At 62.0% G+C, this 274-nt stretch carries 1 protein-coding gene; it reads right to left on the reverse strand.

What is annotated here, in order from left to right; translation table 11 throughout:
* A partial coding sequence (locus tag OC610_RS29225) for a ShlB/FhaC/HecB family hemolysin secretion/activation protein (protein WP_264433331.1) occupies positions 1 to 274 on the reverse strand: 274 nt, incomplete at both ends.

Genomic DNA, 274 nt, shown 5'->3' on the forward strand with positions numbered 1-274 from the left:
ATGAACCACCCGCTCCAGGCGCACCTGATGGCTCTGGCTGTCGCCGGTCTGCTTGAAGGTAAAGCCGTTGAGCTGCGCCGGCGTCCGGTACTCGGTTTGGCTATAGCTGTAGCTCAGGTTCCACCAACCAAAAGGGAGGTTGTAATAGAGCATGGCGTTGCGTGAGGTCTGCTGATGGTCGCTGACGGCATCGTGGCCGCCGCGCAGGGCCAGTTGGTCGGCCAGGCCCAAGGGATTGTCCCAGTCCAGGGAGACGCCCCATTGCTGTTCACCG

Origin of the sequence: Pseudomonas agronomica (assembly GCF_025917275.1) — a bacterium.
Classification (GTDB): Bacteria; Pseudomonadota; Gammaproteobacteria; order Pseudomonadales; family Pseudomonadaceae; genus Aquipseudomonas; species Aquipseudomonas agronomica.